Annotated in this window: 25 protein-coding genes; 23 read left to right on the forward strand and 2 right to left on the reverse strand. The window is 65.2% G+C overall.

Translation table 11 applies throughout. The features are described 5' to 3' along the window. Positions 1 to 4 precede the first annotated feature (4 nt). From lysA to ACVWZ8_RS14710, 9 genes are all read left to right on the forward strand, one after another. Complete coding sequence (gene lysA / locus ACVWZ8_RS14670; protein WP_426978613.1) at positions 5 to 1,516, forward strand: diaminopimelate decarboxylase; 1,512 nt, start codon at positions 5 to 7, stop codon at positions 1,514 to 1,516. Next, complete coding sequence (locus ACVWZ8_RS14675) at positions 1,517 to 2,833, forward strand: homoserine dehydrogenase (protein ID WP_426978612.1); 1,317 nt, start codon at positions 1,517 to 1,519, stop codon at positions 2,831 to 2,833. Continuing rightward, positions 2,834 to 3,940, forward strand: coding sequence for a threonine synthase (thrC, locus tag ACVWZ8_RS14680; RefSeq protein WP_426978611.1), 1,107 nt, complete (start codon positions 2,834 to 2,836; stop codon positions 3,938 to 3,940). 2 nt (positions 3,941 to 3,942) lie between these two features. Further along, a complete protein-coding gene (thrB, locus tag ACVWZ8_RS14685) occupies positions 3,943 to 4,929 on the forward strand; it encodes a homoserine kinase (RefSeq protein WP_456505025.1) in 987 nt (328 codons plus the stop codon). A gap of 325 nt (positions 4,930 to 5,254) precedes the next feature. Next, a complete protein-coding gene (gene rho / locus ACVWZ8_RS14690) occupies positions 5,255 to 7,423 on the forward strand; it encodes a transcription termination factor Rho (RefSeq protein ID WP_456505026.1) in 2,169 nt (722 codons plus the stop codon). 248 nt (positions 7,424 to 7,671) lie between these two features. Then, positions 7,672 to 8,745, forward strand: coding sequence for a peptide chain release factor 1 (prfA, locus tag ACVWZ8_RS14695; RefSeq protein ID WP_354239597.1), 1,074 nt, complete (start codon positions 7,672 to 7,674; stop codon positions 8,743 to 8,745). Between the two features lie 19 nt (positions 8,746 to 8,764). Then, positions 8,765 to 9,661 (forward strand): peptide chain release factor N(5)-glutamine methyltransferase, encoded by an 897-nt coding sequence (prmC, locus tag ACVWZ8_RS14700; protein ID WP_426978605.1) that lies wholly within the window; start codon positions 8,765 to 8,767, stop codon positions 9,659 to 9,661. A 15-nt stretch (positions 9,662 to 9,676) separates the two neighbouring features. Then, positions 9,677 to 10,426 (forward strand): L-threonylcarbamoyladenylate synthase, encoded by a 750-nt coding sequence (locus tag ACVWZ8_RS14705; RefSeq protein WP_426978604.1) that lies wholly within the window; start codon positions 9,677 to 9,679, stop codon positions 10,424 to 10,426. Next, the gene (locus ACVWZ8_RS14710; RefSeq protein ID WP_456505027.1) at positions 10,423 to 11,196 is read left to right on the forward strand and encodes a WecB/TagA/CpsF family glycosyltransferase; all 774 of its coding nucleotides are present in this window, start codon (positions 10,423 to 10,425) and stop codon (positions 11,194 to 11,196) included. The genes ACVWZ8_RS14705 and ACVWZ8_RS14710 overlap by 4 nt, the downstream gene beginning before the upstream one ends. Here ACVWZ8_RS14710 and ACVWZ8_RS14715 read toward each other — a convergent pair. Beyond that, on the reverse strand, positions 11,193 to 12,089 hold the full coding sequence (locus ACVWZ8_RS14715; protein WP_426978601.1) for a glycosyltransferase: 897 nt from the start codon (positions 12,087 to 12,089) through the stop codon (positions 11,193 to 11,195). The genes ACVWZ8_RS14710 and ACVWZ8_RS14715 overlap by 4 nt on opposite strands. A 296-nt stretch (positions 12,090 to 12,385) precedes the next feature. On the opposite strand from ACVWZ8_RS14715, the gene ACVWZ8_RS14720 reads away from it, so the two are divergent. The 14 genes from ACVWZ8_RS14720 to ACVWZ8_RS14785 all read left to right on the forward strand — a co-directional run bounded on the left by ACVWZ8_RS14720 (position 12,386) and on the right by ACVWZ8_RS14785 (position 25,930). Beyond that, positions 12,386 to 13,510, forward strand: a complete 1,125-nt coding sequence (locus tag ACVWZ8_RS14720; RefSeq protein ID WP_426978600.1) for an MraY family glycosyltransferase — start codon at positions 12,386 to 12,388, stop codon at positions 13,508 to 13,510. 130 nt (positions 13,511 to 13,640) lie between these two features. Further along, positions 13,641 to 14,126: a hypothetical protein gene (locus tag ACVWZ8_RS14725; protein WP_456505028.1), complete on the forward strand. Its 486-nt coding sequence runs from the start codon at positions 13,641 to 13,643 to the stop codon at positions 14,124 to 14,126. Next, positions 14,119 to 14,460, forward strand: a complete 342-nt coding sequence (locus ACVWZ8_RS14730; RefSeq protein WP_426978598.1) for a hypothetical protein — start codon at positions 14,119 to 14,121, stop codon at positions 14,458 to 14,460. Before ACVWZ8_RS14725 ends, ACVWZ8_RS14730 begins: the two co-directional genes overlap by 8 nt. Positions 14,461 to 14,551: 91 nt before the next feature. Then, positions 14,552 to 15,352, forward strand: a complete 801-nt coding sequence (atpB, locus tag ACVWZ8_RS14735) for a F0F1 ATP synthase subunit A (protein WP_426978597.1) — start codon at positions 14,552 to 14,554, stop codon at positions 15,350 to 15,352. A 77-nt stretch (positions 15,353 to 15,429) separates the two neighbouring features. Further along, on the forward strand, positions 15,430 to 15,648 hold the full coding sequence (gene atpE, locus ACVWZ8_RS14740; RefSeq protein WP_003804776.1) for an ATP synthase F0 subunit C: 219 nt from the start codon (positions 15,430 to 15,432) through the stop codon (positions 15,646 to 15,648). Between the two features lie 53 nt (positions 15,649 to 15,701). Beyond that, a complete protein-coding gene (locus ACVWZ8_RS14745) occupies positions 15,702 to 16,259 on the forward strand; it encodes a F0F1 ATP synthase subunit B (protein WP_426978596.1) in 558 nt (185 codons plus the stop codon). Continuing rightward, complete coding sequence (locus ACVWZ8_RS14750; protein ID WP_426978594.1) at positions 16,259 to 17,083, forward strand: F0F1 ATP synthase subunit delta; 825 nt, start codon at positions 16,259 to 16,261, stop codon at positions 17,081 to 17,083. Before ACVWZ8_RS14745 ends, ACVWZ8_RS14750 begins: the two co-directional genes overlap by 1 nt. A gap of 87 nt (positions 17,084 to 17,170) precedes the next feature. Then, positions 17,171 to 18,808 carry a F0F1 ATP synthase subunit alpha gene (gene atpA, locus ACVWZ8_RS14755; protein ID WP_426979717.1) on the forward strand — a complete coding sequence of 546 codons (1,638 nt, stop codon included), beginning with the start codon at positions 17,171 to 17,173 and terminating at the stop codon, positions 18,806 to 18,808. Positions 18,809 to 18,884: 76 nt separating this feature from the next. Further along, the gene (locus ACVWZ8_RS14760) at positions 18,885 to 19,775 is read left to right on the forward strand and encodes a F0F1 ATP synthase subunit gamma (RefSeq protein ID WP_426978593.1); all 891 of its coding nucleotides are present in this window, start codon (positions 18,885 to 18,887) and stop codon (positions 19,773 to 19,775) included. Positions 19,776 to 19,856: 81 nt separating this feature from the next. Beyond that, positions 19,857 to 21,311: a F0F1 ATP synthase subunit beta gene (atpD, locus tag ACVWZ8_RS14765; RefSeq protein WP_426978592.1), complete on the forward strand. Its 1,455-nt coding sequence runs from the start codon at positions 19,857 to 19,859 to the stop codon at positions 21,309 to 21,311. Between the two features lies 1 nt (position 21,312). After that, positions 21,313 to 21,597: a F0F1 ATP synthase subunit epsilon gene (locus tag ACVWZ8_RS14770; protein ID WP_069952229.1), complete on the forward strand. Its 285-nt coding sequence runs from the start codon at positions 21,313 to 21,315 to the stop codon at positions 21,595 to 21,597. Between the two features lie 9 nt (positions 21,598 to 21,606). Continuing rightward, on the forward strand, positions 21,607 to 22,038 hold the full coding sequence (locus ACVWZ8_RS14775; RefSeq protein ID WP_426978591.1) for a DUF2550 domain-containing protein: 432 nt from the start codon (positions 21,607 to 21,609) through the stop codon (positions 22,036 to 22,038). Positions 22,039 to 22,043: 5 nt separating this feature from the next. Continuing rightward, positions 22,044 to 23,390, forward strand: a complete 1,347-nt coding sequence (locus ACVWZ8_RS14780) for an alpha/beta hydrolase (protein WP_456505029.1) — start codon at positions 22,044 to 22,046, stop codon at positions 23,388 to 23,390. Next, positions 23,387 to 25,930 (forward strand): bifunctional lysylphosphatidylglycerol flippase/synthetase MprF, encoded by a 2,544-nt coding sequence (locus ACVWZ8_RS14785; RefSeq protein ID WP_426978589.1) that lies wholly within the window; start codon positions 23,387 to 23,389, stop codon positions 25,928 to 25,930. Before ACVWZ8_RS14780 ends, ACVWZ8_RS14785 begins: the two co-directional genes overlap by 4 nt. 196 nt (positions 25,931 to 26,126) lie before the next feature. On the opposite strand, the gene ACVWZ8_RS14790 is transcribed toward ACVWZ8_RS14785, so the two are convergent. Continuing rightward, positions 26,127 to 26,330: a cold-shock protein gene (locus ACVWZ8_RS14790; RefSeq protein WP_024365900.1), complete on the reverse strand. Its 204-nt coding sequence runs from the start codon at positions 26,328 to 26,330 to the stop codon at positions 26,127 to 26,129. Positions 26,331 to 26,650: the final 320 nt, after the last annotated feature.

The raw sequence follows: 26,650 nt of genomic DNA on the forward strand, positions 1-26,650 counted from the left end.
TGCCATGGCCGCTGCTTCAGGAAAATCTGCCAGCTCACGCAACACCGGTACTGCAGGCTCGCCGCTTGCGCCGGATTGGCTGCAGGTCCCTACGGACCTCAACGCCCTGCATGAGCCCCTGTGGGCTGCCGGCGCCGCCCGGAACGACGACGGCGAACTCGCCCTCGACGGCGTTGCGGTCAGCGAGCTCCAGCGCCAGTTCGGGACGCCGCTGTTCGTCATGAGTGAGAACGACTTCCGGGCCCGGGCCCGCGCCTTCTCCGACGCGTTCAACGACGCCTTCGCCGACATCTGCGGGGGAGTGGACGTCTACTACGCCGGGAAATCCTTCCTGTGCACCGCAGTGGTCCGCTGGGTGGAGGAAGAGGGTCTGCGCCTGGACACCGCGTCCGGCGGGGAACTCGCCGTCGCGGCACGTGCCGGTATTCCCGGCGCCGACGTCGCGCTGCACGGCAACAACAAGTCCGACGCCGAGATCCACCGTGCCCTGGACATGAAACTGGGCCGGATCGTCGTGGACAGCCTCGTGGAGCTCGACCGCGTTGCCACGATCGCCGCAGCCCGGGGCGAAACCGCCAAGGTCCTGCTGCGGCTCACCCCCGGCGTGCACGCCCATACGCACGAGTTCATCGCCACGGCGCATGAGGACCAGAAATTCGGCCTTTCCATGGCCGGGGACTCCACGGAGCAGGCCGGCCTGTCCGCGGCCGAGGAGGCCGTGGCCGCGGCGTCGGGCTACGGGAGCGTTGAACTCCTGGGCCTGCACTGCCACATCGGCTCGCAGATCTTCGAGCCGGACGGCTTCGCCCTCGCGGCGGAGAAGCTGCTGGACTTCCTTGCCGCGATGCAGGCCAAGTACTCCATCGTGCTCCCGGAACTGGACCTGGGCGGCGGCTACGGCATCGCCTACACCCCCGTGGACACGCCTCGACCGGCCGCCGAGATCGCCCAGGCGATGGCCGCCGTCGTCCGCTCCAAATGTGCCGAGCTCAGCATCACCGCCCCGCGGATCTCGATCGAACCGGGCCGCGCGATCGTGGGCAGCAGCACCTTCACACTGTACGAAGTCGGCACCCTCAAGACCGTGCGGGTCGACGCGCCGTCCGCCGGAACAGCAGAAACGCTCGAAACCCAACCGGAAAACGTTACGTACCCGCGCCGGTATGTGTCAGTGGACGGCGGCATGAGCGACAACGCCCGTCCGGTGCTGTACGACGCGGATTACTCGGCAATTCTGGCCTCCCGGACCTCCGGCGCGGCGCCACAGCTGTCCCGAGTGGTGGGCAAACATTGCGAGAGCGGCGACATAGTTGTTAGAGATGTATATCTGCCCGAGGACGTGGCAGCCGGTGATCTGCTCGCTGTACCGGGGACCGGCGCCTACTGCTGGGCCCTGTCAAGCAACTACAACTATCTGGCCCGGCCGGGCGTTGTCGCTGTGCGCGATGGATCTGCCCGGCTCATTGTCCGCGGGGAAACCGAACAAGATCTGCTGAACCGCGACATGGGAGTCTGAATGACCGAATTGCGAACCCTGAAAGTAGCCCTGCTGGGCTGTGGCAACGTTGGGGCCCAGGTTGCGCGGATTCTCATTGACGACGCCGAGTCGCTGGCCTCCCGCACCGGGGCCCGCCTGGAACTGGGCGGCATCGCCGTCCGGAATGTCGATGCGCCCCGCGACGTCGAACTGCCGCACGAGCTGTTCACCACCGACGCCGAGACCCTGGTCAAGGACGCCGACCTGGTGATCGAGCTGATGGGCGGCATCGAGCCCGCCCGCACCCTGATCCTCACCGCGATCCGCCACGGAGCCAGCGTGGTCACCGGCAACAAGGCCCTGCTGGCACAGGACGGCCCGACCCTCTACGAGGAAGCGGACAAGGCCGGCGTCCAGCTGTCCTACGAGGCCGCCGTGGCCGGGGCCATCCCCATCCTGCGCCCCATCCGGGACAGCCTGTCCGGTGACCGGATCACCCGGGTGCTCGGAATCGTCAACGGCACCACCAACTTCATCCTGGACCAGATGGACTCCACCGGCGCGCAGTTCGCCGATGCCCTGGCCGAGGCCCAGCGCCTGGGCTACGCGGAAGCGGATCCTACGGCCGACGTCGAAGGCCACGACGCCGCCGCGAAGGCCGCCATCCTCGCGTCGCTGTCCTTCCACACCCGCTTCGCCCTGGAGGACGTGTACTGCGAGGGCATCAGCTCGGTCAGCGCGGCGGACATTGCCGCCGCGAAGGACGCCGGGTTTGTGATCAAGCTGCTCGCGATCGCCGAGAAACTGACTGCCGCAGGCGGTGCCACCGGCGTCTCCGTGCGCGTGCATCCCACCCTGCTGCCGCGCGAACACCCCCTCGCCGCCGTCCGCGGCGCGTTCAACGCCGTCTTCATCGAAGCCGAAAATGCCGGTGAACTGATGTTCTACGGCCAGGGCGCCGGCGGCACCCCGACGGCGTCAGCGGTGATGGGCGACCTCGTGTCCGCCGCCCGACGGCTGGTCCTCGGCGGCCCCGGCCGCACCGAAACCACCACCGGCCACGTCCCCGCCCTGCCCATCGACGCCGCCGTCACGAGCTACTACATCGGCCTCGACGTCGCGGACCAGCCCGGCGTGCTGGCCAGAATCGCCCAGCTCTTCGCGGAGCACGGCGTCTCCATTGAAATCATGCGGCAGACCATCCACCGCGATGCCGATTCCAAGGTCGAATCAGCGGAGCTGCGGATCGTCACGCACCGTGCAAGCGAGGCTGCACTGGCAGCCACCGTCGAGGCCGTGAAGGGCCTGGACGTTATCAATTCCGTTACATCCGTACTGCGGGTAGAAGGAGTCTAAGTGGCTCACCAATGGCGCGGTGTCATCCGCGAATACGCTGAACGTCTGCCTGTCACCGAGGCAACGAAGGTCATCACCCTGGGCGAGGGCGGCACCCCGCTCGTGCACGCCCGGCACCTCTCCGAGCTGACCGGCAGCGACGTCTACCTCAAGGTCGAGGGCATGAACCCGACCGGTTCCTTCAAGGACCGCGGCATGACCATGGCCATGACGGCCGCCGTCGCCGCCGGCGCCAAGGCCGTCGTGTGCGCCTCGACCGGAAACACCTCCGCGTCCGCCGCGGCCTATGCGACGGCGGCCGGACTCCAGTGCGCAGTGCTCGTGCCCGAAGGCAAGATCTCCATGGGCAAGCTGAGCCAGGCGATCGCGCACGGAGCCACGCTGCTGCAGGTCGACGGCAACTTCGACGTCTGCCTGGACATCGCCCGCAAGCTGGGGGAGTCCTACCCGGTGTTCCTGGTCAACTCCGTCAACCCAGCGCGGATCGAGGGGCAGAAGACCGGCGCTTTCGAGGTTGTCGACTGCCTCGGCGACGCCCCCGACTACCACATCCTCCCGGTGGGCAACGCTGGCAACATCAGCGCGTACTGGAAGGGTTACAAGGAGTACTCGGCACCGTTCGAGTCGGCTACGGCCGGCACCCTGGCCCCCGTGGCCACGAAGACCCCGGTGATGTGGGGCTTCCAGGCCGCCGGCGCGGCACCGTTCGTCGCCGGCCATCCCATCACCGAACCCGACACCATCGCGACGGCGATCCGGATCGGCAACCCCGCGTCCTGGGATACCGCTATTGCAGCACGGGACGAGTCCGGTGGCGTGATCGAGGCCGTGACCGACGAGGAAATCCTGTCAGCGCACCGCTGGCTGTCCGCCCGCGAAGGCGTCTTCGTGGAGCCCGGCTCCGCTGCCGGGGTTGCGGGACTGATCAAGAAGCACGCCGCCGGGGAAGTTCCCGCCGGGAAGACGATCGTCATCACCGTCACCGGGCACGGCCTGAAGGACCCGCAGTGGGCCCTCCGGACCGAGGACGGCAGCGACGTTGAGCCCGTAAAGGTCTCCAACGACGTCGTCACGGTAGCCTCCGCACTGGGACTGGAAGAAAAATAGCCTTGGAAACCACGCTCACGATCCCGGCCGAGTCTCCCGCCGACGCGCCGGCCGTACCGGCCGGTCAACTGGTCACCGTGAGGGTGCCGGCCACCAGCGCGAACCTGGGACCCGGCTACGACAGCCTGGGACTAGCGCTGTCGTTGCACGACACGCTGACGGTGGAAACCCTGGCCAGCGGTGAGCTTGAGTTCGAACTCAGCGGCGAGGGCGCGGAAACGTTGCCGCGGGACGCGAGCCACCTCGTGGTCAAGGCCATCACCGAGGCCCTGCACCGCCTGGGCTACCGGCACGACGGACTGCGGATCACAGCCGACAATGTCAATCCGCACGGCCGCGGGCTGGGCTCTTCTGCTTCCGCCGTGGTCGCGGCGGTGACGGCTGCGAATGCGCTGGTCCCCGGGGCGTCCCGGCGCGGCAAGGACTGGATCCTGCAGCTGACGAGTGAAATGGAAGGCCATCCGGACAACGTCGCACCTGCCATATTCGGCGGATTGGCGCTGTCGTGGCAGGACAGTGACCAGTACAGCAGCACGTGTGCCACCGTCGCGGATTCGGTGATTCCGGTCGTCGCCGTTCCGGATTTTGAGCTCTCCACGGAAGCGGCGCGTGCGTTGTTGCCGGCCTCGGTGGGCCACCACGCCGCGGCCATGAATTCGGGCCGGGCGGCCCTGCTGATCCATGCGCTGACGCAAAAGCCCGAATTCCTGCTGCCCGGCACGGAGGATTACCTGCACCAGAGCTACCGTGCCCAGGCGATGCGGCCCAGCGCAGAGCTGATCGCAGCCCTGCGCCACGCCGGCCACGCCGCCGTCGTCTCCGGAGCGGGACCCACGGTGCTGGTCCTTGCCGACGGGGAAGCGGAAGCCGGGACGATCGTCGACTTCATCGGCTCCCATGCCGCAGACAACACGCCGGAGGTCGCTTGGCGAGTGATGAAGCTGGCCGTGGACGTCGAAGGTGCTAAAGTGGAAGTGCACCGGCGGTAATCACGCAGGCGGTAAATCAGCAACTGTGCATATGACCGCGATGTTGGCCAAGTTGCCTCTCTCATCTTTTACTGCGCAATGCTCTCCGGTGCCACCTGCTTTTGGTCTGACGCAGGAATCAGCGGAAACTTTCTCTGCACCCCTGAAATGTCAGCCCGCCGTTCCTTAATTTCGGAACGCGCTAGGTGTAACGCAGTATCCGGCCTTGCTGGCCGATATCCATCCGGCAGGGCCGAAATCCCGGCTGCAGATCTGAACTGCAGCCCAGATCAAATCATCGCGTCCAGCTCCCAGTCTGGACGCCGTCGAGGGGGAAGGATCCTTCGTGACCGAAACCACTGAGCTGTCTTCAGCTGTGGAAACATCATCTTCTGCTGCCGGATCGTCAACGGCCGCACCCGCCAAGAGCAGCGGCCTTGCAGGCCTCAAGCTCGCCCAGCTGCAGGCGCTTGCCAGCCAGCTTGGTATTTCAGGCGGATCCCGCATGCGCAAGGGCGATCTGGTCTCAGCCATTTCGGCCCACCGTGCGGGCACTCCGGTGAGCAAGGCTCCGGCCCGTGCTTCTGAAAAGGCGAGCGACAACGGCACCGTTGCCCGCGCCGCGGCTCCGGCCGCTGCGCCTGCAGTCGCCGCCGAACCGGAAGCGACTGCCCAGGAAATCACCCGTGCCCGCGGACGTGGTCGCAGCCGCCGCGCCGGCAGCGACGGCGTCATCACGGCTCCGGCCGCTGCAGCCCCGGCGGAGACCCAGACTGCCCCTGCCGAGTCTGCCCCTGCCGGGCAGGCCACCGAAGGCGCCGACCGCACCCGCCAGCCGCGCACCCGCAATCGCCGCCGTGGCGAAGCCGCAGGCCAGGCCACCGAGGCCGCTGGCCAGGTTGCCGTCGAGGCCCAGGCCGAACAGCCCGCCGCCGAGCAGCGCACTGAACAGCGTGAACAGCGCACTGAACAGCGCACTGAACAGCGTGAACAGCGCACTGAGCAGCGTGAACAGCGCACTGAGCAGCGCGAACAGCGTGAACAGCGCCAGGGCGAGCCCAGCGAAGACGGCCAGCGCCGCGACACCCGCACCCGTGGCGGCCGCGACGACACCGCCGGCAGCCGTGAAAACCTCCGCGACAACGATGACAGCGACGGCGGAAGCCGCCGTAACCGCCGTAACCGTCGGGACCGCAACGACCGTAATGACCGCTCCAGTGGCCAGGACAGCCGGGACAGCCGCGACAGCCGCGACAACACCTCGCGCAACGACCGCTTCCGCGACCGCAACGACCGCCGGCGGGGACGCGCCCAGGGACCGGACGTCGACGACGTCGAGGTCACCGAGGATGATGTCCTGCTGCCGGTCGCCGGCATCCTTGACGTGCTGGAGAACTACGCGTTCATCCGCACCTCCGGCTACCTGCCGGGCCCGAACGACGTCTACGTGTCCCTCGCCCAGGTCAAGAAGTACAACCTGCGCAAGGGCGACGCCGTCGTCGGTGCGATCCGTGCACCGCGTGAAGGGGAAGACCGCAGCCAGCAGTCCGCCCGCCAGAAGTTCAACGCGCTGGTCCGTATCACCTCGGTCAACGGCAAGACGCCCGAGGAACTCAAGGACCGCGTCGAATTCGCGAAGCTCGTCCCGCTGTACCCGTCCGAGCGCCTGCGCCTCGAGACGGACCCCAAAAAGATCGGCCCCCGCGTCATCGACCTGGTTGCCCCGATCGGCAAGGGCCAGCGCGGCCTGATCGTTTCGCCGCCGAAGGCCGGCAAGACGCTCATCCTGCAGTCCATCGCCAACGCCATCACCATCAACAATCCTGAGGTCCACCTCATGATGGTGCTCGTTGACGAACGTCCCGAAGAAGTCACGGACATGCAGCGCACCGTCAAGGGCGAGGTCATTGCCTCCACCTTCGACCGTCCCGCCGACGACCACACCACCGTGGCCGAGCTCTCCATCGAGCGTGCCAAGCGCCTCGTGGAAATGGGCATGGACGTCGTGGTGCTCCTCGACTCGATGACCCGCCTGGGCCGCGCCTACAACCTGGCAGCGCCGGCATCCGGCCGCATCCTGTCCGGTGGGGTGGACTCCGCAGCCCTGTACCCGCCGAAGCGCTTCTTCGGTGCAGCCCGCAACATCGAAAACGGCGGCTCGCTCACCATCCTGGCAACGGCTCTCGTCGAGACCGGCTCCAAGATGGACGAGGTCATCTTCGAAGAGTTCAAGGGCACCGGCAACATGGAACTGCGCCTGTCCCGCCAGCTCGCGGACAAGCGCATCTTCCCGGCAGTGGACGTCAACGCGTCCGGTACCCGCCGTGAGGAAAACCTGCTTTCCCCCGAGGAAGTCAAGATTATGTGGAAGCTGCGCCGTGTCCTGTCCGGACTCGAAACGCAGCAGAGCCTTGAACTGCTGACCAACAAGATCCGGGAGACCCAGAGCAACGTCGAGTTCCTCATGCAGGTGCAGAAGACGACGCTTGGTGCGAAGTCCGATAACGACAAGTAGCTGAGTCCAAGGCGGGGTGCCGGAAATCTCGCGCGGTTAGCCGTGCGGGATTCCGCCCCCGCCTTCGCCGTTCGGTTTTTGCCGCCCCCGCCCCTACGCTGGGAGGCTTGCGATCTTCGATCGCAGGCCTCCCAGCTCCGGCAGGCCCGATGCCACTCCCGGGGCGGCAGAAAACCGAACGGCTTCGCTGTTTGCCCACCTTCGCTGTCGCGTTACTAGACTTGTAAGAGTCGAAAGAGGTTTTGAAAATGTTTGAGTCCGTACAGGGGCTGTTGGATGAGCATGATGCTATCCAGGCGCAGCTTGGGGATCCGGCTGTTTATGCGGACCAGCGGCTGGCCCGGAAACTGGGGCGGCGTTCTGCACAGCTGAACGGCATAGTCGAGGCTTACCATGCCTGGCACGGGATCCAGGACGACCTGGCGGCCGCTCAGGAAATGGCGGGCGAGGACCCGGAGTTTGCCGCGGAGGTGCCCGAGCTGGAGGCTGCGCTGGAGACGGCGGCCGCGAAACTGCGGCGGCTGCTGATCCCGCGGGATCCGGACGATGCCCGCAACGTCATCCTCGAGGTCAAGGGCGGTGAAGGCGGTGACGAGGCTGCCCTGTTCGCCGCTGACCTGCTGCGGATGTACACCCGTTACGCGGAATCCCGCGGCTGGAAGACTGAAATGATTTCGGCCAACGAATCGGACCTCGGCGGGTACAAGGACGTGCAGGTGGCCATCAAGGGCAACTCGAACGACCCGGCCGAGGGCGTCTACGCGCGGCTCAAGTTTGAAGGCGGCGTGCACCGCGTGCAGCGCGTCCCCGTGACGGAATCCCAGGGCCGTATCCACACCTCGGCTGCCGGCGTGCTGGTGCTCCCCGAAGTGGATGAGCCCGAGGAACTCGAGATCAACCAGAACGATCTCAAGATCGACGTCTACCGTTCGTCCGGCCCGGGCGGGCAGTCGGTCAACACCACCGACTCGGCCGTCCGCATCACCCACCTTCCCACCGGAATCGTCGTGGCCATGCAGAACGAGAAGTCGCAGCTGCAGAACCGCGAAGCCGGCATGCGCGTGCTGCGCGCCCGCATCCTGGCGCACCAGCAGGAACAGATCGACGCTGAGAACTCGGCCCAGCGCAAGTCCCAGATCCGCACCATGGACCGCTCCGAGCGCATCCGCACCTACAACTATCCGGAAAACCGGATTGCGGACCACCGCACCGGCTACAAGGCCTACAACCTGGACCAGGTCATGAACGGCGATCTGGAACCGGTGATCCAGTCGGCCATCGAGCTGGACGAGCAGTCCCGGCTCGACGCCATCGGCGAATAAGCCCCAGGTACCGTTGCTGATGACAGATGGCCCGGGGCTGAGCCTTGCGGAAGCAGTCCGCGAGGCGACAGCCGTGTTGGCTGCCGCCGGGGTGCCCAGCCCGCGGGTCGACGCCGAACTCCTCGCCGAGCACCTCCTCGGCGTCGGGCTCGGCCGGTTGCGCGCGCTGATGCTCGGCGACTCCCCGGCGCCGGAGGGCTATGCCGATCTCGTTGCCGAGCGGGCGCAGCGGATCCCGCTGCAACACATCACGGGCGTGGCGCACTTCCGCTACCTCGAACTTGCCGTCGGTCCCGGCGTGTTTATCCCGCGGCCGGAAACCGAATCCGTGGTGCAGCTGGTGCTGGACTGGCTCAAAGGCAGGGACGGGTTGGCGCACCCCAAAGTGGTGGACCTGGGCACCGGATCCGGCGCCATTGCCGGTTCGATCGCCCACGAGGTGCCCGGCGCCGACGTCCACGCGGTGGAATTCAGCGAGTTCGCGCACGCGTGGGCGGCGAAGAACCTGCTGCCGCTCGGGGTCACACTGGTGCGTGGCGATTTGCGCGATGCCCTTCCCGAGCACAACGGCAGCTTCGACGTCGTCGTCTCCAACCCTCCGTACATCCCCGCCGAAGCCATCCCGAACGAGCCGGAAGTGGCGCTGCACGACCCCCCCGAGGCGCTCTACGGCGGGGGAGCGGACGGCATGGAACTTCCGACGGCGGCGGCGGCCTCCGCCGCGCGGCTGCTGAAAGTCGGCGGCTACTTCGTGATGGAACACGCGGAGGTCCAGGCGCGTTGGATAGCTGGGATGATGAACAGTTCCGGCGTGTGGTCCGAGGTGACCACGCACCTGGACCTCAACGGCAAGGAACGCGCAACGAGCGCGGTCCTGACGGCCCGGGGCGCAGCGGTCAGAGCGGCCCGGCAGTGATGAAAGAATAGGGCAGTGACGACTAGCTACGATTGCACGGCAGCTGAGCAGCGCGCCGCAGGACTTGAGCACGCGCAGCGGGCCATCCGGGAACACAAGTGCGTGGTTTTTCCCACGGACACCGTGTACGGGATCGCCGCCGATGCTTTTTCGCCCCTGGCCGTGACCCTTTTGCTGGCGTCCAAAGGCCGGAGCCGGAAGATGCCGCCGCCCGTGCTCATCCCCAGGCTCAATGCCCTCGACGGCCTCGCCACCGACGTCCCGGCCGAGGCCCGGCGCCTTGCCGAGGCCTTCTGGCCCGGCGGGCTGACCCTGATCCTGCATGCCCAGCCCTCGCTGGACTGGGATCTCGGGGAGACCAAGGGTACCGTGGCGCTCCGGATCCCGGCCGACGACATCGCACAGGACCTCCTCACGATCACCGGACCCCTGGCGGTGTCTTCCGCGAACCGCACGGGACACGCGGCAGCGCAGACCGCCGCGGAGGCCGAGGAACAGCTCGCGGAGTCCGTCGAGGTCTACCTTGAAGACGGACACCGGCCTGTCAAAGGTGCCGATGCCCTGCCTTCCACGATCGTTGACGCCACCGCACTGCCGTTGCGGGTGGTCCGCCAGGGCGCGATCAGCCTGGAACGCCTGCGCGAAGTGGTCCCCGGATTGCTGGACGTGGACGGCAACGCCCCTGAAGAGACTCCCGACACCGGAGCCACCGCCGGGCCGGAGAATGACCCGTCCCGATCCGTCGAAGGTCCCGGCACCGCATGACCCTGCACCGGCAGCACGTCCCCGTTCTCGAGGTGGACGCGACACCCTTGACTGTCGTCGAACTGACGGACGTCCTCGACCGGTTCATCGCCGAGGGCAGCACCAGGACCATAGTGGGCCACAACCTCCACAGCGTCACGTTGCTGCATTCCGATCCAATATTCCGTTCCTTCTACGAGCAGAGCGACGTGGTGCTCATCGATGGCGCCCCCGTGCTGTGGCTCTGGGCCAAGAGCCTGGAAGGCGACGGCGCCAAGGATCGTGCCATGGACTACCGGCTGGGCTCTACCGACTGGATCCCTGCGCTGGCGCACGTCGAGGGACTCGAACGCATCGCCATCATCGGGGCCGGCAGCGTGGCCAACGCCCAGGCCGTGGCGCGGCTCAAGGACGTCGTCCCGCATGCGCAGGTGGACGGAATGCCCGGCGAGGGCTGGGACGAAGAGCTGGAGGAGAAGGCCATCGCGTGGCTGGAGGGCATCCGCCCACAGCTGGTGCTGCTGGGACTCGGAATGCCCCTGCAGGAGCAGGTACTCCACCGCAGCCTCCCGTCCCTGCCCCCGGCGGTGTACTGCACCGTGGGGGGAGCCATCGAGCAGATTGCGGGGATCCAGAAACTGGCACCGCGCTGGATCGGACGCCTCGGACTCGAATGGGCCTGGCGGCTGCTGCTGCACCCGAAGCGCGTGGCGTATCGCGTTTTCGGCGAACCCTGGGTGTTGCTGGGACTGCTGATCCGGCGTCGCCGGCGGCTACGCGGCAAACGCTAGAACTTCTGGTCCTCCAGGGGCCCGAAGCCCTTGCCGCGGAGGCCAGTGGAAAACGCCCGGAACCAGTCTGCCAGGCCGCGGAAATCACCGCGGCGCAGGAAGTACCCGAGGTAACCGCCGACATCCGCGACAAGGGACTTGACGCGGAAATAGCGGCGGATGAGGTAGCCGCGGTTGCGGTAGTAGTAGTAGCGCTTGAAGGCGGTTTCCGGAACGATCACGTGCCAGCGGGCACCGAAGACATGCTTGGTCTCAGCTAACGCGTGGGGGTGCATGATCGCCGCCGTCGTCACGGTGCCAAAGCGGATGCCTGCCTTCCGCAACCGGATCGTGAAGTCCACTTCGTCGCCGCGGATGAAGAGGCGCATATCAGGCAGCCCCACCTTGAAGAACACGTCGGAACGGATGAGGGCGCCGTTGAAGAAGTGTCCGTCATCCGGGAGGAACCCGACCTTTTCCAGTTCGGCCCGCTCATGGGTGACCTTGCCGTCCAGACGGAAGAAGAAAGACAGCCGGTCCGGGTGCCCGGGGGCAACCACGAGCGGGACCACGGCGTCGAGATTCCGGGCCTCAGCCTCCCGTAGCAGGGTGGCGAGGCACTGGGCATCGGCCGGTTCGGCGTCGTCGTCCATCATCCAAATCCAGTCCGCCCCGCTGGCAACCGCCTTGAGAACCGCGAGGGAGAAGCCGCCGGCCCCTCCGAGGTTGGCTTCGGACCGCACATAATCCACGTTGCCGTGTGCTTCTGCGACGTCCCGGGCGGGCACCGTGCCGCTGTCGACGAGGCAAATGGAGTGCACCGGAGCCGTCTGGTTGTTGATGGCGTTCAGCAGAACCGCCAGCTCCCGGGGACGGTCAAACGTCACGGCGGCAACTGCAACCGACAGGGTCATCGCGGGGGTCCTTTCAGCAGGCCGGCAGTGTTTTTCCCGCCGGCGAGGGGCCGTGTGACGCGAAGACAGGTGGCCGTTGGCATTAGTATCTTGACTAGAGTCCACTGTAATACAGCCCTGTCAGGCACTACGCACTGCCTGCCCTGAGCCCGGCGACGGAGAAGTTTCATTTACCGAAAGACAGTCCCACGGCCATTCGCGTCACCCCCCTCCCCAAACCCGCTACGGACACCGTGGCTGCGAAATGTGCAGCCGGGTGCCGCGTGCGCTGACGTCTCCGGGCAGGTGGCTTTGCCGTGATTATGTACCTGCTCATGGCCCTGACAGCCGCGGTCGTGAGCTATGCGGCGACGTGGGGGGCCCGCCTGGTCGGCAACAAGCTGGAACTGTTCTCGCCCATCCGCAGCCGCGACATGCATTCCACCCCGATCTCCAGGCTCGGCGGCCTGGGCATCTTTGCCGGATTCCTCGTCGCGCTGCTCATCGCCAGCAAGTCCTTCTTCGTCAAGGACATCTTCCGGAACAACGACGCGCCCTGGGGGATCCTGGCGGGTGCGGCCGTGATTGTGCTGGTGGGAGTGGCAGATGACCTGCTGGACCTGCGCTGGTGGGTGAAGCTGATCGGCCAAAGCGCCGCAGCGCTCGTCGTGGCGATCTGGGGTGTCCGGATGACAATCATCCCTTTCATCCCCGAGCCAATCGTGGTCGAGAACCCGACGCTGGTCATCATCCTGACAGCCGGGCTGATCGTGACCACCATGAACGCTTTCAACTTCATCGACGGCCTGGACGGCCTGGCCGCAGGGGTCGCGATCATCGGGGGTGCGGCATTTTTCCTCACGGCCTACTGGGTGCACCGCAACTCGGACGTGCTGGACAAGTCCGATCTTGCGACACTGCTGACCGCCGTGCTGGTCGGCAGCTGCGTCGGCTTCCTGCCGCACAACTGGTTTCCGTCGAAGATCTTCATGGGCGATTCCGGGGCCATGCTGATCGGCCTGCTGATGGCCTCGGCCGGTGTCGTGTCCACCGGGCAGATCGGCTCCGGGCTCTACGACCGTGCCAACGGTATCCCCACCATCATCCCGATTCTCCTGCCCTTCGCCGTGCTGTTCCTGCCGCTGCTGGACTTGAGCTTGGCGGTGGTGCGGCGCACGGCCCTGGGCCGTTCGCCGTGGTCTGCCGACCGCGGACACCTGCACCATAAACTCCTGGACATCGGGTACTCGCACCGGGGTGCGGTGGTACTGATGTACCTGTGGACCTGCATCCTGGCCTTCGGGGGACTGGCCTTTGCCATCTTCCCCTGGCAGATCGTGGTGGCCGTCGACGCGGCAGCCACCGCCATCATGGCCGTGGTGACGGCCTGGCCCTACCTCCGCCAGCGCGCCCCCGGACAGGTGACAGGGACGCAGGAGTGAACCGCGGAAATGTACAGCGGACCGGGATGCTGACACCCTTTTCCGAATAATTTCTATCTGCTGTAGAATTCAGGAGCGGCCAGTCGCCGCGCCATCCTGACCAGCACCCACCCCCGACGATTGGGATCTTATGACCTCCGACGCCGATCCCGGACCCGCGTCCGGCACCGGACCTGTTGGTGTCTCCGGCCCCACAAAGTCCCTGTGGTTACGGTTGCTGGCCATGAGTTCAGCCGTTGCAGGCGGCGCCTTGGTGCTGGCAGGAATTGCCGCCTTCCTGTTCAACGGCGCGTCCGGCATGTTGTCGTGCGTTTTCGGGGGAGCCCTGGTGATGGCGTTTTTCGCCATCAGTCTGCTGATCGGCCACATAGCGGGGCGCAACAACCCCTCCGGAGCCATCGGCCTCTTCGTCGCGACCTACTTCGTCAAGGTCGTCGGGTTTGCCGTCGTTCTTTTCGCCATTGGGGCGCCGGCGTGGCTGCACGGCCGCTGGTTCCTGATCGGCGCCGTCGTGACCGTGGTGTTCTGGCAGGCGGCAGAGATCTATGGCTTCAGCAAGGCGCGGCTTCAGATCTATAACGACCCCGAAAACACAGAAGGCGGCACCGATGTTTAGCCGCAAAGCCGGACGCAAAACCAAGCCCGGAACCAAGCCCGATGCCCCCAAAACCACGGCCGGCGCCCCCGGTGTATCCGAGAACGGCAGGGACGGCGGATACAACGCCGGGATAGCCGTCTTCAGCTACATTGTTGGCGGAATCGTCGTCTGGAGTTTGATAGGGTGGGGTCTGGATAATCTGTGGGGAACCCGCTGGATTGTGCTCGCAGGCGCTCTGCTTGGAGCCGCGGGAGGGTTCTATCTTTCTCATATGCACGGCCTCACCAGTTCGGCTAATTCGGCTGGCGGGGACAATGCTGCACGTGGCCCGTCCAAGGACGAGGAACAGTAATGCCAAACAATTTCACAGGGGGAATGGCTGACAGGAATGTCGCCGGTCCCCGACCAACGCCCAATGATGGACACTGCAGAGAGGAAACGCGTTGATCGCGCTTGCGCTCCCGGCCCAAAATTCAGGAGAGTTCACTCCTCCTGGAATTGAAGAACTGCACCTGCCGGCAATCCTGCCGTGGGGCGCGGCAGACGGATTCTCCAAGCAGATGCTGCTGGTAATCCTGTCGGTCGTTATTATCGCCACATTCTTTCTGCTAGCTGCGCGGAAGCAGCAGCTGGTTCCCGGCAAACTGCAGTTCGCAGGCGAGATGGCCTATGGCTTCGTCCGCAACAGCATTGCCAAGGACATCATCGGCGGCAAAGACTTCATGAAGTTCGTCCCGCTGCTGTTCAGCCTCTTCTTCTTCATCCTGGTGAACAACATCTACGGCGCGATCCCCTTGATCCAGCTGCCGAGCTTCTCGCACGTCGGCGGAGCCTATGTGCTCGCAGCGATCGTGTATGTCACCTGGATCGGCATCGGCATCAAGAAGAACGGCCTCAGGTATTTCAAGCTGGCCACCGTTCCTTCCGGCGTTCCGTGGTACATCCTGCCGATTGTGATCCCGATCGAGATCATCTCCAACTTCCTGGTCCGTCCCGTCACGCACAGCCTCCGTCTGTTCGCCACCATGCTGGCCGGCCACCTCATCGTCATGATCGCGGGATCCGGAATCGAATTCCTCGTCATGCAGGAGAGCGTGCTCCTGAAGGGCGCCTCCGTACTCGTACTGGCCGGCTCGATCGCCATGTACATGCTGGAAGCGCTGATCATGGCGCTGCAGGCCTACGTCTTCACGCTGCTGACCGCCATCTACATCGAAGGCGCCCTGCACGCGGACAGCCACTAGGCACCCACAAACTTCCCCTCGCGGGGACGAAGCAACCAAACAACCTGCCACATAGATGGCATCTTGAAAGGAAAAAAATGGAAGGCTCCATCAACGGCTCCCTCAACCTCATCGGCTACGGCCTCTCCGCCATCGGCGGTGGTATCGGTGTTGGTCTCGTATTCGCTGCCTACATCAACGGTGTGGCACGCCAGCCGGAAGCGCAGCGCGTACTGCAGCCGATTGCATTCCTTGGCCTCGCGCTGACTGAAGCCCTCGCCATCCTCGGCCTGGTCTTCGCCTTCGTTCTCAAGTAAACCTTCAGAACCAAGCGAACATCCAGAACCGAGTAGATAAGGACGGGTGAATTATGCATCAAATGATCATCTCAGCCGCCACAGAAGGCGCCGAGGCGGCCAACCCGCTCGTTCCCAATCCCTGGGAAATGGGCGTCGTCCTCGCCGGCTTTGTTGTCCTCTTTTACATCGTGGTCAAGTTTGTTGTCCCGATGTTCGAGAAGACCTTCGCAGAGCGTGCCGAGGCCATTGAAGGCGGCATTGCCAAGGCTGAAAAGGCCCAGGCAGAGGCATCCGCCGCCCTCGAAGAGTACAAGCAGCAGCTCACTGATGCCCGTGCCGAGGCCAACCGCATCCGCGAGGAAGCCCGTGCCGAAGGCGCTCAGATCCTGGCGGATCTGAAGGAGAAGGCAGCTGCAGAGTCTGCCCGTATCACGGCGCAGGCACACGCGGCGATCCAGTCCGAGCGTCAGGCGGCCGTAGTGTCCCTCCGCGCGGAGGTAGGCACGCTGGCCACCACCCTGGCAGGTCGCATCGTCGGCGAGGCGCTCAGCGATGACGCGCGTTCGGCCCGTGTGGTTGACCGCTTCCTGGCAGATCTGGAGACCCAGAACGCAGGTGCAGCCAAGTAATGGCAGGTGTATCGAGCGAATCGCTGGCCGCAGCCCTGGTGTCGCTGGAAGCCAAGCTTCCTGGCACATCGCTGCAGTTGGCTAAGGACCTCTTCGGAATCCTGGGAACGGTGGACAGCTCGGCTGGCTTGCGCCGCGCCCTGACTGACCCGTCCCGTAGCGGTGACGAAAAGTCGGCGCTGGTCAAGCAGCTCTTCGGCGGAAAAGTCTCCGCGGATGCTGCGGAAATTGCGAGCGGACTGGCCAGCTCACGCTGGGCAGCGGCACGGGATATCGGCGATGCACTCGAGACTCTTGCCGCTTCGGTGGTAATCGCCGTTGCTGAAAACAAGTCGGCCATCTCTGCCTCGGGAATCAGCGGCCTGGAAGCGCTGGAGAACGATCTGTTCGCCTTCAGCCAGGCCGTCGAGTCAAACCACGAGGTACAGCGTGCCCTGTCAGAGCCGCAGGCGAGCCCGGCTGCCAAGATTTCCCTCGCCGAAAAGCTTGTTCCCGGTGCAAGCGAGGAAGCGAAAGTCCTTATCGGACAGGCAGTCTCGCAGCCCCGCGGCCTCAAGGTCACCAAGCTCGTGCGTCGTTTCGCTGAGCTTGCAGCAAAGCGCCAGCAGCGCTGGATTGCTACGGTCGGCGTCACCCGTCCGCTGACGGAGACACAGGCCAGTCGCTTGCACGCGGCTCTGAACGCCCTTTACGGGCGAGAGCTTAAGATCAACATGAACGTTGACCCGGAGCTGATCGGTGGCATCCGGATCCAGGTTGGTGACGAAGTGGTTGACGCTTCGGTTGTTGCCCGCCTGGGCCAGCTTCACCGTCAGCTTGCTTAGCTAGCCGGACAAGCACAACTTAACGAAACGAAACCCCGGTCATCGTGAGCAACGATGATCACGAAAACAGGAGAGCAGGGACTGCAGATGGCCGAATTGACCATCAACGCCGACGACGTCCGTATTGCGTTGAACGAGTTCGCGGCGTCCTACGAACCCGGAAACGCAGAGCGCGTAGAGGTCGGCCGTGTAACAACCGCAGGTGACGGCATCGCCCGTGTTGAGGGCCTTCCCTCGGTCATGGCGAACGAGCTGCTTCGCTTCGAAGACGGCACGCTGGGCCTGGCCCAGAACCTCGACGTCCGCGAGATCGGCGTCATCATCCTCGGTGACTTCACCGGAATCGAAGAAGGCCAGGAAGTTCACCGCACCGGACAGGTTCTGTCTGTGCCGGTGGGCGACGCCTTCCTCGGCCGTGTTGTTGACCCGCTGGGCGAGCCCATTGACGACCTCGGCGAAATCAAGACCACCGAAACCCGTGCACTGGAACTCCAGGCGCCCGGCGTGACCCAGCGCAAGTCGGTCCACGAGCCGATGCAGACCGGCCTCAAGGCTATCGACGCCATGATCCCGATCGGCCGCGGCCAGCGTCAGCTGATCATCGGTGACCGCCAGACCGGCAAGTCGGCAATTGCCATCGACACGATCATCAACCAGAAGGCCAACTGGGCTTCGGGAGACGTCAAGAAGCAGGTGCGCTGCATCTACGTGGCCATCGGCCAGAAGGCATCCACGATCGCAGCTGTCCGGCAGACCCTCGAGGACAACGGCGCACTGGAGTACACGACCATCGTGGCTTCCCCCGCGTCCGACCCCGCGGGCTTCAAGTACCTGGCACCGTACGCCGGCTCGGCAATCGGCCAGCACTGGATGTACGGCGGCAAGCACGTCCTCATCGTCTTCGATGATCTCTCCAAGCAGGCCGAAGCCTACCGCGCTGTGTCGCTGCTGCTCCGCCGCCCGCCGGGACGCGAAGCCTACCCGGGTGACGTCTTCTACTTGCACTCCCGCCTGCTGGAGCGTTGTGCCAAGCTCTCCGACGAACTCGGTGCAGGTTCGATGACCGGCCTGCCGCTCATCGAGACCAAGGCAAACGACGTTTCCGCCTACATCCCGACCAATGTGATCTCCATTACCGATGGCCAGATCTTCCTGCAGTCGGACCTCTTCAACGCCAACCAGCGTCCAGCTGTTGACGTGGGCGTGTCCGTCTCCCGTGTTGGTGGCGCCGCCCAGGTCAAGTCCATGAAGAAGGTCTCCGGTACCTTGAAGCTGGAACTGGCCCAGTACCGGGACATGCAGGCGTTCGCCATGTTCGCGTCGGACCTCGACGCCGCATCGCGCCAGCAGCTGACCCGCGGAGCACGCCTGATGGAACTGCTCAAGCAGGGCCAGTACTCGCCGTTCCCGGTTGAGAACCAGGTCGTCTCCATCTGGGCCGGCACCAACGGCCACCTCGACGAGGTTCCGGTTGAGGACATCAACCGCTTCGAGACCGAGTTCCTGGAGCACCTCAAGCACAAGTCCTCCATCCTGACGACGCTGGCCCAGACCAACGTCATGGACGATGACACTGCGGAAGCACTGAAGACCGCGATCGTGGACTTCAAGAAGGGCTTCTTCGGCGAGGGGGACAGCTACCTGGTAGGTGCGGGGCACGAGGAGCACGCCCCCATCGACGAGGCGCAGGTCGACCAGGAAAAAATCGTCAAGCAGAAGCGCTAGTTTCGCTGGCAGGGACTGCCGGGGCCCCACCGGGTTCCGGCAGTCCCGGCCATCGGGATCTTAGGAAAGGATAAGTATGGGAGCCCAGATCCGGGTCTACCGCCAGAAGATCAGCTCGACGACGTCGATGCGCAAGATCTTCAAGGCGATGGAACTGATCGCTACCTCGCGCATCGGCAAGGCCCGCGCACGCGTAGCAGCTTCACTGCCTTACGCAAACGCGATCACGCGTGCCGTTTCTGCTGTCGCAAGCCAGAGCGAAATCGACCACCCGCTGACCACCGAGCCGGAGCAGATCCGCCGGGCCGCCGTCCTGGTAATCACCTCGGACCGTGGCCTCGCAGGTTCTTACTCGGCGAGCGTGCTCAAGCAGGCGGAAGGCCTCAACGAGCTGCTTCACGGGGAAGGCAAGGAAGTCAAGACGTACCTGGTGGGCCGCAAGGCACAGGCGTACTTCGACTTCCGGAACCGTCCTTACGAGCGGGTATGGACCGGCGGCACGGACTCCCCGGAGTTCATTACCGCGCAGGAAGTCGGCGAGGCACTGCTGGCTGATTTTGCGGCTGCCTATGAAGAGGGCGGCGTCGACGAGATCCATGTCGTGTACACCCGCTTCAAGTCGATGGTTGTCCAGGAGCCGACGGTTGTCCGTCTCCTCCCGCTCGAGGTGGTTGAAGAGAAGGCGTCCGAATCGGACCTCCTTCCGCTCTACGAATTCGAGCCGGAAACGGAGCAGGTTCTCGATGCTCTGTTGCCGCGCTACATCGAATCACGGATCTTCGCCGCCATGTTGCAGGCAGCAGCTTCGGAGCTCGCTTCCCGCCAGCGGGCGATGAAGTCCGCCGGCGACAACGCCACGGACCTCATCAAGAAGTACACGCGTCTGCGCAACACTGCCCGCCAGGCTGAAATTACGCAGGAGCTTTCCGAAATCGTGGCCGGCGCCGACGCCTTGAACGCGTCCTAGCCAGCACGGTTCGGATCCAGCTGTACCTGCACCAAAGAATGAACTTAACCCCCACGCCATCTACTGAGTGAAGTGAGAGAGATGACTGCCACTGCTACCGAACACGTAGCCGCAACGACCGGTGCTACCGGCCGTATTGCACGTGTTATTGGCCCGGTTGTCGACGTCGAATTCCCGGCTGACGCAATCCCCTCGATTTACCACGCCCTCACCACCGAGATTACTCTCTACGGTGAGACCAAGACCATCACGTTCGAGGTTGCCCTGCACCTCGGTGACAACGTCATCCGCGCCATCGCCCTGCAGGCAACCGACGGCCTGGTCCGCGGCACCGCTGTGGTGGACACGGGAGCCCCCATCTCCGTGCCCGTCGGCGACGTCGTCAAGGGTCACATCTTCAACGTCCTGGGACAGCCGCTTGACGTGCCCGCGTCCGAACTCGAGATCACCGAACGCTGGCCGATCCACCGCAAGGCTCCCGCCTTCGCGACGCTCGAGGGTTCCACCGAGATGATGGAAACCGGCATCAAGGTGATCGACCTTCTTACCCCGTACATCAAGGGTGGCAAGATCGGTCTGTTCGGTGGTGCCGGTGTCGGCAAGACCGTGCTGATCCAGGAAATGATCACCCGTGTTGCCCGCAACTTCGGTGGCACCTCGGTGTTCGCCGGTGTCGGCGAGCGTACCCGTGAAGGCAACGACCTCTGGGTTGAAATGGAAGAGGCAGGCGTCCTCAAGGACACCGCCCTTGTATTCGGCCAGATGGATGAGCCGCCGGGAACGCGTCTGCGTGTGGCACTGTCCGCACTGACCATGGCGGAGTACTTCCGCGATGTGCAGAACCAGGACGTGCTGCTCTTCATCGACAACATCTTCCGCTTCACCCAGGCAGGTTCCGAGGTTTCCACCCTCCTCGGCCGCATGCCGTCGGCCGTGGGCTACCAGCCCAACCTGGCAGACGAGATGGGTCTCCTCCAGGAGCGCATCACGTCCACCAAGGGCCACTCCATCACTTCGATGCAGGCCATCTACGTCCCCGCAGATGACTACACCGACCCGGCTCCGGCCACGACCTTCGCACACCTCGACGCGACCACGGAACTTTCCCGTGAAATCGCCTCCCGTGGTCTGTACCCGGCCGTTGACCCGCTGGCGTCGACCTCCCGCATCCTGGATCCGCAGTACATCGGCAACGACCACTACAACACGGCCGTCCGCGTGAAGCAGATCCTACAGAAGAACAAGGAACTCCAGGACATCATCGCCATCCTCGGCGTTGACGAACTCTCCGAAGAGGACAAGATCGTCGTGTCGCGTGCACGCCGCATCCAGCAGTTCCTCTCACAGAACACCTACACCGCCAAGCAGTTCACCGGCGTCGAGGGCTCCACCGTTTCCATCAAGGACACGGTCGAAGGCTTCACCGCGATCTGCGACGGCGACCTCGACCACGTTGCAGAGCAGGCGTTCTTCAACATCGGCGGCCTGGACGATGTCGAGCGCCAGTGGGCCAAGATCCAGGAACAGACCAAGTAATATGGCTGAGCTTGAGGTTGAGATTGTCGCAGCGGACCACTTCGTGTGGTCCGGAGCGGCCAAGATGGTCAAGGCCCGCACCAGCGATGGTGAAATCGGAATCCTGCCCGGCCACTCGCCCCTGCTGGCGATTCTGGCCGAAGGTGAACTGGCAATCCAGCCGGTGTCCGGTGACCGCATTGCCGTAGTTGTCGACGGCGGGTTCTTCTCGGTCGATAACAACCGGGTCGTCATTGTTGCCGACAACGCCCAAATGGGTGACGCGGCTACTGCGGGGATCCGCTAGCACGACCTGATGAACGTTCCTGGTTTTCCGTTCATCGTCCTGGCAACGATCTTTGCGTTGCTGGTACTTGCACTGTGCCTTTCGGGGGTGCGCCGCTTCAATCTGCGGCGTGCCCTCGGCACGGTGGACGCCTCCATTTGCACGGCTGGAAACAGTTGGCAGATGGGGGTTTGTCGTTATCAGGACAACGAGCTGGAGTGGTTCCGGCTGGCCTCGCTCAGCACGCGGCCCAAGCACACCTTCCGCCGCAGCTCGCTTGAACTGCTGGGACGGCGCAGGCCCACGGAGTCCGAACTCGTGAAGGTCCAGCCGGACGCGGTGATCGTTGAACTCCGTCATGAAGGCCAGGACGTCCTGCTCGCGATGAAGTTCGACGCCTACACCGGCCTGTCCTCCTGGCTCGAGGCGGGACCGGTCATTGGCGTCGGCACCTGGCGCTAGCCCCGGTGGACTTCATTGAAGACCTCAGGCTTGTTGACGGCCCGGTGCTGTGGTCTGCCTGGGCCGCCGGCGCTGCCGGCCTGCTCTATCTGCTCTGGTGGCGTTCAGAGGCGTCCTGGACTCGACGCGCGCTCGGGGCAGGCGCCGCCGCCCTCGTCTCCGCCCTGCTCGCTGCCGCCCTCGTGGCCGGCGTGCACTGGCTGCTGATCTACGTTTTCTCGGTCTTTCCCGACGTACTTCCGCTGGATGTCCTCGCCTGGTCAGTTCCCGCCGTCGCTGCCGCGCTGTTATTGCCCCTTCATCTCCGGAGGACCTGGGGAGCGGAGCGCGCCGCGCGGCCCTGGCGGAAAACCGCCGCCGCGACGGCTGCCGTCCTGGGCGTCGTGTCGCTTTCCGCAGTTCAGATCAACGACTATTTCGGGCTGAACCACACCGTCAGCGATCTGACCGGCACGGCCGTGGCCCGGATCCAGCCGCTGGAGGACAGCCTGAAGCGCGCCCCCGCGGCACCCTCCGGCGTGAGCCTGTCCCGCTGGCAAGCGCCGGCAGGCCTTCCTGACGGCGGCGGGTTCTGGCGGGCCTCGATCCCCGGTACGGACTCTGGCTTCCAGAGCCGCGCGGCGTACATCTATCTTCCGCCGGCCTATCAGGCGTCCCCGCGGCCGGCATTGCCCGTGCTGGTGCTTTTTTCCGGGCAACCGGGGGCTCCGGGCGACTGGCTTACCGGGGGCGCGCTCCGCAGCCGGATGGACCGCTTCGCGGCTGCGCACCAGGGCGTGTCGCCGGTGGTGGTGGTGGTCGATCCGAACGGCTCCGCCTCGGGCAACACGATGTGCATGGACAGCAGGATCGCCCAGGCTGACACCTTTCTGTCCCAGGATGTCCCGGCCTGGATCAGCCAGACGCTCGACGTCGATCAGGACCACCGGCAGTGGGCCGTCGGCGGATTCTCCTTCGGAGGCACCTGCGCCATGCAGATGGTGACCCGCCATCCGGAGATCTACAGCGCCGCGCTGGCCTTCTCGAGCGAAAAGGAACCGGCCATTGCCAAGGAGCGCGACAAGACAATCGGCGCCTCTTTCGGCGGCGATGCCGAAGCCTTCGACCGCCTGACGCCGTTGCGCCTGATGGCGGAGCGCCGCTTCGAGGGGGACGCCATCTACTTTGCGGCCGGTGCCCGCGATTCCGAGTTCATCGGCTATATGGACGTGCTCTCAGATGCGGCGCGGACAGCCGGCTTCACCGTGGAAACCCGCAGGATCGCCAACGCGGGGCATTCGTGGCAGACGGCCTCCAGCGGGCTGCCCGGCGGCCTCGATTTCCTGGCGGCGCGTTGGGGAATCCAGCCATGAGGCCGGTAGCTGCCACCGGAGGGCAACTGGGGGCGGGGCAGGGCGGGGCGTCGCTCGGGGGAGTTTCGCGGCAGTGGCTGCGCGGGGTCCTGGCGCACTTCCGGGCCGTACCGTTCACGCTCGCGGTCCTCGGCGTCTTCCTCGTCACCGGGGCGGTCACGGGCAGTTTCCTCTCCGGGCCGCCGGAGCCGCTGCTTAACGTGGCCTCCGTCAGCGCCCCGGGCCTGAAGGCGGGCCATTGGTGGTCCTTGTTCACCTCGCTGTTCTTCGCGACCAACCTGCTGGCCTATCTCTCGGCCGCGCTCATGATCCTGCTGCTGCTGGGCCTCGCCGAACGGCGGCTCGGTTCGAGGCGCACGGCCGCGTTTTTCTTTGCCGGCCAGTTTGCCGCCGTGACCCTGTTCCTGCTGTTGACCCAGCTCGCCCGCTATGCCGGCGACGGCTGGCTGGGCCTCATGGTCGACGCCGGGCTGATCGGCCCCTATGCCGCGGTCCTCGCCGTCTCACTGGCCTCCAGCGGTCTGCTGCCCACGCTCTGGCAGCGCCGGCTGCGGACCGCCGTGGTCTCGGCCTCGCTCCTGCTGGTGCTGTACGTGGGTCACCCGGAAACAATCGTCGGGCTCGCGGGTGCGCTGGCAGGGATGGCGGCGGGCTGGTGGATCCAGGGCGACAAGGGCACTCTCCACCGCCACCGCTCGACCGGGCGCGAGACCCGCAACCTGCTGGCCCTCACCGTGGCGATCTTCGCCGTCGGACCCATCCTCACCGCCGCGGTGAGGAGCCCCACCGGGCCCCTGGCCCTGTTGCGGGATGTTGTCCTGAACCCCCTGCCCACGCTGAGCCAGCTGGAGCAGAACTGCGGCGGCACCATCGACGTCGGATGCCTCGAGGTCGGCCGGGCGGGCTTCGCCGGCCCGCTGGGCCTCGCGCTGGCGGTAGTGCCCGTGGTGCTTTTGCTCATCTGCGCGGACGGCATGCGGCACGGCCGCCGGGTCGCCCTCCGGATCGCCGTGATCGTCCAGCTCGCGGTGACGGCGATGGCGGCGGTGTACCTCGCCCTGTTTGCCCGGATTCCGCACTACCCGAACAGCCGGCCCCATACCGCGGTGATGGGGTCCGGGTTTGTCCACGTGCTGCCACTCGTAGCGGTCCCGCTGCTGCTGGTTGTGCTGCTCTGGGCCAACCGCCGGCAGTTCCGCGTCGAGACCACCCCCCGGGCCCGTCGCACCCTCGGCGTGGTGGTGGGCGGCACCTGGCTGCTGCTGGCGGCCGGCTACACCGCGGCCTGGCTCGCCGCGGGAGGCATGGACCGCGACGGCGGCCTGCAGGGACTGGCCGCCGAGCTGGCCCGGCAGTACCTGCCGCTTCCGATCCCCGGTGCCTACAACCGCATCTTCCAGAACCGCAACGCCCTCGAGGCCTTCCTCTTCGCATACTCCGGCATCATGTTCTGGGTTGTTGCCCTGGCCGCGGTGTGGCTGGTCCTGCTGCGCCGGCTGCACCGCACCGATGCAGGCTCGGGGGACCGGGACGTGGCCCGCGGCCTGATCCGGCAGGGTGGCGACGCGCTGTCCTGGATGGCTCTCTGGGAACCGAACAAGTACTGGTTCGCTCCGGACCGGCGCAGCGGGGTCGCCTACCAGCAACACGGCAATGTCGCGCTGACCCTTGCCGGCCCGTTCGGCCCGGCCGCGCTGCACCAGGACACGGCAACCGGGTTCATGCGCTATTGCGCGGAGCACGCCCTCATTCCGTGCTTCTACTCCTGCACGGACGGGCTGTGGCCGACCCTTGAGTCGCGCGGCTTCCGCCGGGTGGCCGTGGCCCAGGAAACCAGGCTGGCCGTGCGCGAACTCGAGTTCAAGGGCAAGGAATGGCAAAACGTCCGGACCGCCCTGAACCGGGCCGCAAAGACGGGCGTTCAGGCGGTCTGGGGCCGCTACAGCGACTTCCCGGTGCCGCTGCGCGCCCAGCTGAGCGAGGTCTCCGAAGAATGGGCTGCGCAGAAGTCAGTCCCCGAGATGGGCTTCACCCTGGGGGGAATTGACGAACTCGACGACGACGATGTGCTTTGCTGCCTTGCGGTGGATGCCGACGGGCAGGTGCAGGGCGTCACCAGCTGGTTGCCGGTGTATGAGGACGGAAACCTCGTGAGCTGGACCCTGGACTTCATGCGCAGGCGCGGCGAGGCGTTCCCCGGCGTGATGGAGTTCCTGATCGCCTCCGCCGTGCAGGAGCTACGGAGCTCGGTGGAGGTAATTTCGCTGTCCGGATCGCCGCTCGCCAAGGAGGCGGCCGCCAGCAAACCCGAAGGCCTGGCGGGCATCCTGGACGTGGTGGGCTTGGCGCTGGAACCGGTTTATGGATTCCGTTCCCTCGCCACGTTCAAATCAAGGTTTAAACCCGACTACCGTACCCTTTACCTCTATTACCAGGACCCGCTGCAGTTGCCTGCCATCGGACGGGCCCTGAGCCGGGCCTACCTTCCCGGCCTGTCGGTGCGGCAGAGCGCGCGGCTGCTCCGGACCCTCGTGCGCTAATTGCGCGAGCGGGCCCCATTGCGGGCCGGGTCATTCCGCGCTGTCCGGCGGGAATGCGAATTGAGACTTCGTTCAACGAGGCGTTCAACGAGGTGTTCAAAGAGGCCAAAAAATGATCCCCGGCACTAATGCCGGGGATCATTTCCGCTCGGAGCCTGCCTCAGGCAGTTCCCCGTGCGCGACTAGAAGTGCGTGACTAGACGAGCGTAACGCCGGTAGCCTGGGGGCCCTTGGCGCCCTGGCCGATTTCGAACTGAACGCGAGCGTTCTCGTCGAGGGTCTTGAAGCCACCGGTCTGGATCTCGGAGTAGTGAACGAAGACATCGCCATCGGAGTCATCCGGGGTGATGAAGCCGAAGCCCTTTTCAGCGTTGAACCACTTGACGGTTCCCTGTGCCATTGTATTTCTCCTCATTGTGGATCTTGTTTAAGTCCGGCACACTTCGCGCCGGACTTGGTCACTCTGCGAGAAGAACCTTGGCTTTCGGACCGGGACAACCGGGCTTCGGCGGCAGGAGCTTCACGCTCGCAACATGTCTTGCGAGCATGAAAAAACACCTACACAAAGACTCGTATAAGAATTTCATGCCAGTTGCGTCAGGTCAACGGGCGCGGCAGAGAATTCCATAAATTTTGTACAAAGAACGGACGAACCCGAGCGGGAACGAATTCCCGGAACGGTGCCGGTGTCAGGAAAGCGGTGCCAGGAAAGCGGCGCCA

It is taken from the genome of Arthrobacter sp. UYCu723, assembly GCF_054059215.1.

Bases quoted from the DNA above. Each gene is read 5' to 3' on its own strand.
- ACVWZ8_RS14785 (WP_426978589.1), top strand. From the start codon at position 23,387: ATGAGGCCGGTAGCTGCCACCGGAGGGCAACTGGGGGCGGGGCAGGGC.
- ACVWZ8_RS14710 (WP_456505027.1), top strand. From the start codon at position 10,423: ATGACCCTGCACCGGCAGCACGTCCCCGTTCTCGAGGTGGACGCGACA.
- ACVWZ8_RS14730 (WP_426978598.1), top strand. From the start codon at position 14,119: ATGTTTAGCCGCAAAGCCGGACGCAAAACCAAGCCCGGAACCAAGCCC.
- atpD (WP_426978592.1), top strand. From the start codon at position 19,857: ATGACTGCCACTGCTACCGAACACGTAGCCGCAACGACCGGTGCTACC.
- ACVWZ8_RS14725 (WP_456505028.1), top strand. From the start codon at position 13,641: ATGACCTCCGACGCCGATCCCGGACCCGCGTCCGGCACCGGACCTGTT.
- ACVWZ8_RS14760 (WP_426978593.1), top strand. From the start codon at position 18,885: ATGGGAGCCCAGATCCGGGTCTACCGCCAGAAGATCAGCTCGACGACG.
- ACVWZ8_RS14675 (WP_426978612.1), top strand. From the start codon at position 1,517: ATGACCGAATTGCGAACCCTGAAAGTAGCCCTGCTGGGCTGTGGCAAC.
- prmC (WP_426978605.1), top strand. From the start codon at position 8,765: ATGACAGATGGCCCGGGGCTGAGCCTTGCGGAAGCAGTCCGCGAGGCG.
- ACVWZ8_RS14790 (WP_024365900.1), bottom strand. From the start codon at position 26,330: ATGGCACAGGGAACCGTCAAGTGGTTCAACGCTGAAAAGGGCTTCGGC.
- ACVWZ8_RS14750 (WP_426978594.1), top strand. From the start codon at position 16,259: ATGGCAGGTGTATCGAGCGAATCGCTGGCCGCAGCCCTGGTGTCGCTG.
- ACVWZ8_RS14745 (WP_426978596.1), top strand. From the start codon at position 15,702: ATGCATCAAATGATCATCTCAGCCGCCACAGAAGGCGCCGAGGCGGCC.
- prfA (WP_354239597.1), top strand. From the start codon at position 7,672: ATGTTTGAGTCCGTACAGGGGCTGTTGGATGAGCATGATGCTATCCAG.
- atpE (WP_003804776.1), top strand. From the start codon at position 15,430: ATGGAAGGCTCCATCAACGGCTCCCTCAACCTCATCGGCTACGGCCTC.
- ACVWZ8_RS14775 (WP_426978591.1), top strand. From the start codon at position 21,607: ATGAACGTTCCTGGTTTTCCGTTCATCGTCCTGGCAACGATCTTTGCG.
- ACVWZ8_RS14770 (WP_069952229.1), top strand. From the start codon at position 21,313: ATGGCTGAGCTTGAGGTTGAGATTGTCGCAGCGGACCACTTCGTGTGG.
- lysA (WP_426978613.1), top strand. From the start codon at position 5: ATGGCCGCTGCTTCAGGAAAATCTGCCAGCTCACGCAACACCGGTACT.
- atpA (WP_426979717.1), top strand. From the start codon at position 17,171: ATGGCCGAATTGACCATCAACGCCGACGACGTCCGTATTGCGTTGAAC.
- ACVWZ8_RS14715 (WP_426978601.1), bottom strand. From the start codon at position 12,089: ATGACCCTGTCGGTTGCAGTTGCCGCCGTGACGTTTGACCGTCCCCGG.